The 6,883-nt window shown below is 52.0% G+C and carries 6 protein-coding genes; 4 read left to right on the top strand and 2 right to left on the bottom strand.

Annotated features, from left to right (window positions below):
• Both JK211_RS13950 and ampH read left to right on the top strand, forming a co-directional pair.
• Positions 1-702: transketolase C-terminal domain-containing protein (locus JK211_RS13950; protein WP_283092731.1), on the top strand; the 702-nt coding region annotated here is incomplete at its 5' end.
• A gap of 155 nt (positions 703-857) precedes the next feature.
• Positions 858-1,997: a D-alanyl-D-alanine-carboxypeptidase/endopeptidase AmpH gene (gene ampH, locus JK211_RS13945; protein ID WP_212709277.1), complete on the top strand. Its 1,140-nt coding sequence runs from the start codon at positions 858-860 to the stop codon at positions 1,995-1,997.
• Positions 1,998-2,020: 23 nt separating this feature from the next.
• Here ampH and JK211_RS13940 read toward each other — a convergent pair whose 3' ends face one another.
• Positions 2,021-3,046: a DUF1176 domain-containing protein gene (locus tag JK211_RS13940; RefSeq protein ID WP_212709276.1), complete on the bottom strand. Its 1,026-nt coding sequence runs from the start codon at positions 3,044-3,046 to the stop codon at positions 2,021-2,023.
• 262 nt (positions 3,047-3,308) lie between these two features.
• The gene (ansP, locus tag JK211_RS13935; protein WP_212709275.1) at positions 3,309-4,769 is read right to left on the bottom strand and encodes an L-asparagine permease; all 1,461 of its coding nucleotides are present in this window, start codon (positions 4,767-4,769) and stop codon (positions 3,309-3,311) included.
• Positions 4,770-5,352: 583 nt separating this feature from the next.
• Between ansP and JK211_RS13930 the strand changes: the two genes are divergently transcribed.
• Both JK211_RS13930 and dapE read left to right on the top strand, forming a co-directional pair.
• On the top strand, positions 5,353-5,736 hold the full coding sequence (locus JK211_RS13930; RefSeq protein WP_212709274.1) for an ArsC family reductase: 384 nt from the start codon (positions 5,353-5,355) through the stop codon (positions 5,734-5,736).
• A gap of 1 nt (position 5,737) precedes the next feature.
• On the top strand, positions 5,738-6,865 hold the full coding sequence (dapE, locus tag JK211_RS13925) for a succinyl-diaminopimelate desuccinylase (RefSeq protein WP_212709273.1): 1,128 nt from the start codon (positions 5,738-5,740) through the stop codon (positions 6,863-6,865).
• Positions 6,866-6,883 lie beyond the last annotated feature (18 nt).

Raw genomic sequence — 6,883 nt, 5'->3', positions numbered from 1 at the left:
ACTGCAACTTTCCTGATGTTTGTCGAATATGCGCGTAATGCCGCACGTATGGCCGCACTGATGAAAATCCGTCAGATTCTGGTCTATACCCATGACTCTATTGGTCTGGGTGAAGACGGCCCGACCCATCAGCCGGTAGAACAGATTGCCAGCCTGCGTACCACCCCGAATATGAGTACCTGGCGTCCGTGTGACCAGGTGGAGTCTGCGGTGGCCTGGAAATATGCTATCGAGCGTCAGGACGGACCTACGGCTCTGATTTTCTCCCGTCAGAACCTGACCCAGCAGCCGCGCAGCGCAGAGCAGCTGGCAAACGTGGCCCGTGGCGGTTATATCCTGAAAGACTGTGACGGTCAGCCGGAACTGATCCTGATTGCCACCGGTTCAGAAGTCTCCCTGGCTGTGGCGGCGGCAGATAAACTGAGTGCCGATGGTCGTAAAGTGCGGGTGGTTTCTATGCCGTCCACCGATGCGTTTGATAAGCAGGATGCCGCTTACCGCGAGTCAGTACTGCCGGCGGCAGTCAGCGCCCGTGTGGCCGTGGAAGCGGGTATTGCGGACTACTGGTATAAATATACCGGGCTGAACGGTGCGATTGTCGGTATGACCAGCTTCGGCGAATCCGCCCCGGCAGAGCAGTTATTTGCTGAGTTCGGTTTTACGGTTGACAATGTGGTGGCTAAAGCCAGCGCCCTGCTGTAATCCCCACTGTCCCTTCCGGTGCCTGTCACGGGGGGGACAGATTTAAAAAGCGTAACGATTCTCATATCAGGAAACATAAAAAGCAGCTATGCCCCCTTTCCGTCGGCCGGAAACGCTTTAATATATCCGTTTTACATTCCCACGGACATTATCGATTGAAAAAACGTTCTTCTTTTCTACTGGCCCTGATTGTTTCAATGTATTCAATGTCTGGTATGGCAAAAATGACGCCATCTCCTGAACTGACATCACAAATTGCTGACCGTTATGCTGAACATATATTCTATGGCAGCGGGGCAAGCGGCATGGCAATGGTGGTAATTGATGGTAACCAGCGGGTATTTACCGGTCTCGGAGAAACCCGTCCGGGAAACCATATCCGCCCGCAGAAAGACTCGCTGATCAGAATTGCCTCTCTGAGCAAACTGATGACAACAGAAATACTGGTAAAACTGGCAAATGCCGGTACCGTGCGGATCAATGATCCGTTAACAAAATATGCGCCGAAAGGTGCCCGGGTTCCCGCCTGGCACGGACAGAATATCCGGCTGATTAACCTGGCAACACACAGTGCCGGTCTGCCACGGGAAATGCCGGGCGGTAAACCGCATCGTCCGGTCTTCACCTGGCCCGTCCGCAGCCAGCGCTGGGTCTGGCTTGCCCACGCCCGTCTGAAATACGCGCCTGGCAGCGTGGTATCTTACTCAAACCTTGGCTTTGATTTACTGGCAGATGCCTTATCACATGCTTCCGGAAGGCCTTACCCGCAACTATTGCAAAGGCTGATCACCCGTCCGCTGGGTATGAAAGACACCACCTTCACACCTTCCCCGGATCAATGTGCCAGGCTGATGATACCGGAACAAAACGCCAGCCCTTGTGATAATACATTGGCCGCTATCGGCAGTGGCGGAGTGTATTCCACCCCGGATGATATGGGCCGCTGGATGCAGCAGTTTTTAAGCACTGCCGGACATCCGCGCAGTCCGCTGGCCGGAGAACTGCAGAAAATGGTCTTCTCCCGTGCTTCCCTGACCCGGGTCAGTGGAATGGATGTTGCCGGCCATGCCGACGCTATCGGAATGGGGTGGCTGCATATGGCCGCAACAGATGATACACCGGCACTTATCGAAAAAACCGGCGGCGGTGGCGGGTTTATGACCTATATCGCCATGTCTCCTCAACATAATATCGGGGTATTTATTGTGGTTGCCCGTTCCTCAGCAAGCCATTTTGCCCCGATGAGTGACGGTGTTAACCAGCTGATCGCAGAACTGGTGCGTAACCACCGTTAATTGTCCGCTCCCGCAGCGTCCTGTCACCCTGCGGGATCAGTCGTCCATAATACCGGCCAGCTGCGGGAGAAATTCCAGCGGTCACAGACACTTTCACTGGCAAAACGCGTTAACACAAACCGCTGCCCGTTAAACTGCCAGCGGCTGACAGTGCCGCAGTCTGCCAGCGGTCTGCCCCACAATGCTGTCGTCAGTATGCCCGTCTGAGGATCATATCCGACATTGGTTAATTCAAAATCAGCACCGGTCGGCCAGAGCGGCGAAAAAGGTAAGCGAAACATTAATCGCCGGGCAAATACCGGTGCCTGTCTGCTGACCAGATAGGCCTGATAAAAGGTGTTATAGGCAGCAGTTTCACAGCTCACCAGTAACAGTACCTGGTGGTCTGTCAGGGGCGCGACTTTGATTTGGCGATACACAGGTGCCAGCGGGCAGGTCTGCTGGCTGATTTGTGAAATCCCGAAATTCATAAAATAGCTTATTTCACTGTCAGATAACGGTGCCGGCACCCTGTACGGAGGAGTCACTACCAGTGTCTGTGGTGTCGGCAAGCGGGGAGTTGTCTCGCGGCTGATTCTGGCCTGGATCTGCGCAGCCTTACTCAGAAAATCGGGGAGAGATGTCAGAGACAGGCCCCGGGAAGGGTTATCCGTGACACTCAGGCGCACTGCACGGCTCAGCACCGTCAGTAACTGTTGTGCCGTTTCCGGATGTTCTGTCTGCAGGGTTTCCGGCGCACTACGCACATGGGTATAGGGCCAGGCGGTGTGATCAATCAGTAACCTCTGCGCCAGCACCTGTTGTTCTTTCTCCCTCTCAGGAGTTTTCGGATGGTAATCAATATGCAGCCAGCGGATCGACCCCTGTCCTGAAGGACGAAAAAAACTGACAACCAGCCCGGCGCCACGGTCAATATTTCGTCCCTGACAGTCACCGGCATTATCGCAGCTTAACTCCCAGTCGGAGAATGTTGCCTGTAGCGGCTGTGCCGCTGAACTGGCTGCGATAAAAATGAACAGCAGAGACAGAAAAACCTTAGACAATTGCATAAAAATCATACCGGAAGAACGCTGCCGGACACAGAAAAGGCCTGGATATAGGAAAACGCATCATCCGTAATGTCGCAGCACCACTCAATAAGAATCTTCGGACTCTGGCAGAGTAATAGCAGAAACCGGGGCGACACATCATACGGTCTGTCCGGTCTGTTAATAACACATAATCAATCACCACCTCCCCGGGAAGTGGTTCAGGGGTGACAATAAAAAGCCCTGCGCTGCAGGGCTTTGGTCATTACAGGGGATAAAAAGATTACTCTTTATGTGCCTGCTCATGCTGCAATGCGGCAATCTCATGAACCCGTTTACGTACCCCGAACCAGCCAAGGATCAGTACAATAATAATTAACGGGATAGAGGCCACTGTATAAGTCCCGGTAGGATAGTCAAAGGCCATCAGCACAATGACACTGAACAGGAACAGCAAGGTCAGCCACGAAGTGAACGGTGCGCCGGGCAGCTTAAAGCTGACCTCTTCCGCTTTGCCTTCTTTAATCGCTTTACGTAATTTTAACTGACACAGCACGATAAATGCCCAGGAGGAGACAATCCCCAGTGAGGCGGCATTCAGTACAATTTCGAAGACCCGTGAAGGCACATAATAGTTCAGCACGACCCCCAGAATATATACCCCGATAGTGACCAGAATCCCCGCATAAGGTACCTGCTGACGGCTCATTTTAGACATAAACTTCGGTGCTGAGCCGCCCATAGACATAGAACGCAGTATACGGCCGGTAGAATATAAACCTGAGTTCAGGCTGGATAACGCCGCGCTCAGTACCACAATATTCATGATACTGCCGACATAAGGCAGACCCAGTTTTGAGAAGAAAGTAACAAACGGGCTTTCACTTGGCTGATAAGCATTCCACGGTAACAACAATACCAGTAACACAATGGAACCGACGTAGAATAAGCCAATACGCCATATCACACTGTTAATCGCTTTAGGTACCATAATTTTCGGGTTTTTACATTCCCCGGCGGCAGTACCTACCAGTTCAATTGAGGCGAAGGCGAATACGACCCCCTGCACCAGTACCAGCGCCGGTAACAATCCGTGCGGGAAAAAACCACCATTATTAGAAATTAAATGGAAGCCAGGCTGACCGCCGGCCAGCGGTTTACCGCTGCCGAGAAATACCACCCCGACCACCAGGAAGAGTACGATGGCCAGCACTTTAATTAGCGCAAACCAGAACTCCATTTCCGCAAACCATTTTACGCCGACCATATTCATGGTACCAACCACCGCCAGAGCACCCAGCGCAATCACCCACTGTGGCACATCACCAAAGGCCCCCCAGTAGTGCATATACAAGGCTACCGCCGTAATGTCGACAATCCCCGTCATGGCCCAGTTAACGAAATACATCCAGCCGGCAACATAAGAGGCTTTCTCCCCCATAAACTCGCGGGCGTAGGAAACAAAGCTGCCACTCGATGGCCGGTGCAGAACCAGTTCGCCAAGCGCCCGTAAAATAAAGAACGAGAAAATACCACAGACCAGATAGACCAATGCCAGGGCCGGACCGGCCGCCTGCAGACGGGCACCGGCACCCAGAAAAAGCCCCGTACCGATAGCACCACCAATGGCAATCATCTGAACATGACGATTACCCATCTCTTTACGATACCCTGAATCATGTGAATTAAGCCATTTGCGTTTTGCCGCACGTAACTCTTCAGCTGTTTTTTTTGTATGTTTCATATTTTTCCTGTTTGTCCTGACCGCCCGCGACGCAAAGTAATCGTTTGCGTTTGCTCACGAAAGCTGTACTGCTCCATCCCATGCAAAGCCGTAAAATTCTGCTATAAGAAAAAAAACGGGCGCTGAATCCTACCTGCTAAACCTGTCTGCCGTAAAGTCCCGCACACCAATGTACCACCGGCCCTTCTGTGAAACTTCGGGGTGATTTAGCATAAGCCTATGTTATATAATGGGATACAGACATAGTCTGTTGTCGCTTTCAGACTTTTGTTCACAAATGTAAACCGGTATTCTGCGACACCTTTACAACAAGTCTGTTGCCGATTCTGCCTCTGTTGCGTTTTTTTTTCAGTAAAAAGTTTTGTCCGGATTATCTTTCTGTTGGTCACGGCCTGAGAGCTGAATTTTTCACTCTCCGCGACTGCCGGCGGCCCTTATTTGATCAACACGGGCAAAACCGCCCCGCGGAGTAGACCAGCGCCCGCGAATACGGCATTATCACTGATATAGAACAACAAGAGTGTTGACGATCAGCGTCACTATGGACGCTGGGAATACAATTTATGACAGGTAGTAGTGTTCAATGACAAACAGTGATATCCCTTGCCGGCTGACGATGTATGGAATAAAAAACTGCGATACCGTCCGTAAAGCACGGCGCTTTCTGGAACAACAGGGCGTGGATTTCTGTTTCCATGACTATCGTACCGACGGGCTGGACAGCGCACTGTTAGCCACATTTATCGACGAACTGGGCTATCAGGCGCTGCTCAATACCCGCGGAACCACCTGGCGTAAATTGCCGGAGGAAACCCGGGCTGCGGTGAATGATAAGCACAGTGCTCTGCAGGTAATGCTGGAAAATCCGGCCATGATTAAACGTCCGCTACTTTGTACTGCCAGCCAAAAAATGCTCACCGGGTTTGACCCTTCAGCATATCTGACGTTTATTCAGGAGAATCTATAGGATGTTTTGCCCGGTCATTGAATTAACTCAACAACTGATACGCTGCCCTTCCGTCAGCCCTGAGGATGCGGGTTGTCAGGCATTACTGACTGACCGGCTGAAAGCCATCGGATTTCATATTGAACCGATGAATTTTGGCGATACTAAAAACTTCTGGGCGACCCGGGGTAAAGGCGAAACACTGGCGTTTGCCGGCCATACGGATGTCGTCCCTCCCGGAGAAGCCCGCCACTGGATTAATCCGCCTTTTGAACCGACAATCCGTGACGGCATGCTGTTTGGCCGTGGCGCGGCAGATATGAAAGGATCTCTGGCAGCAATGGTTGTTGCCGCCGAACGTTTTGTCGCCCGCCATCCTGATCATCGCGGCCGGCTGGCCTTTTTGATCACTTCTGACGAAGAGGCCAGCGGGATTAACGGCACCGTAAAAGTCGTAGAAACCCTGATGGCACGCCAGGAAAAGGTCGAATATTGTCTGGTCGGTGAGCCCTCCAGTACTGAAATTGTCGGGGATGTCGCGAAAAATGGTCGCCGTGGCTCAATTACAGCTAACCTGACAATTCATGGTGTGCAGGGGCATGTTGCTTACCCGCAGCTGGCTGATAACCCGGTGCACCGGGCAATGCCGGCTCTTAACCAACTGGTTGCCACCCGCTGGGATAACGGTAACGAGTTTTTCCCGCCAACCAGCATGCAAATCGCCAATATCAGTGCCGGTACTGGCAGTAATAACGTCATCCCTGGTGACTTATTTGTGCAGTTTAACTTCAGGTTCAGTACCGAACTTACGGACACAATGATCCGTGAACAGGTCGAAGCCTTACTGACCCGCCACCAGCTCAGATACACACTGGAATGGAACCTCTCCGGACAGCCTTTCCTGACAAAACAAGGAAAACTGGTCAATGCGGTGGTTAAGGCCGTTCAGCATTATAATGAAATTAAGCCGCAGTTGCTGACCACGGGCGGAACCTCTGATGGCCGCTTTATTGCAAAAATGGGTACCCAGGTAGTAGAGCTGGGGCCGGTCAATGCCACAATCCATAAAATCAATGAGTGTGTGAAAGCCTCTGACCTGCAACTGCTGAGCCGCATGTATCAGCGGATTATGGATCAACTGGTTGCCTGACCGCGGAAGGAGTCACTG

It is taken from the genome of Tatumella sp. JGM130, assembly GCF_018257525.1.
In the GTDB taxonomy this organism is placed as follows: domain Bacteria; phylum Pseudomonadota; class Gammaproteobacteria; order Enterobacterales; family Enterobacteriaceae; genus Tatumella; species Tatumella punctata.
Note: the sequence above shows the minus strand (reverse complement) of the source record. Positions and strands in the feature narration are given on the sequence as shown.

Excerpts from the sequence above, each read along its gene's own strand:
- JK211_RS13940 (WP_212709276.1), bottom strand. The coding sequence starts at position 3,046 with ATGCAATTGTCTAAGGTTTTTCTGTCTCTGCTGTTCATTTTTATCGCA.
- ansP (WP_212709275.1), bottom strand. The coding sequence starts at position 4,769 with ATGAAACATACAAAAAAAACAGCTGAAGAGTTACGTGCGGCAAAACGC.
- JK211_RS13930 (WP_212709274.1), top strand. The coding sequence starts at position 5,353 with ATGACAAACAGTGATATCCCTTGCCGGCTGACGATGTATGGAATAAAA.
- dapE (WP_212709273.1), top strand. The coding sequence starts at position 5,738 with ATGTTTTGCCCGGTCATTGAATTAACTCAACAACTGATACGCTGCCCT.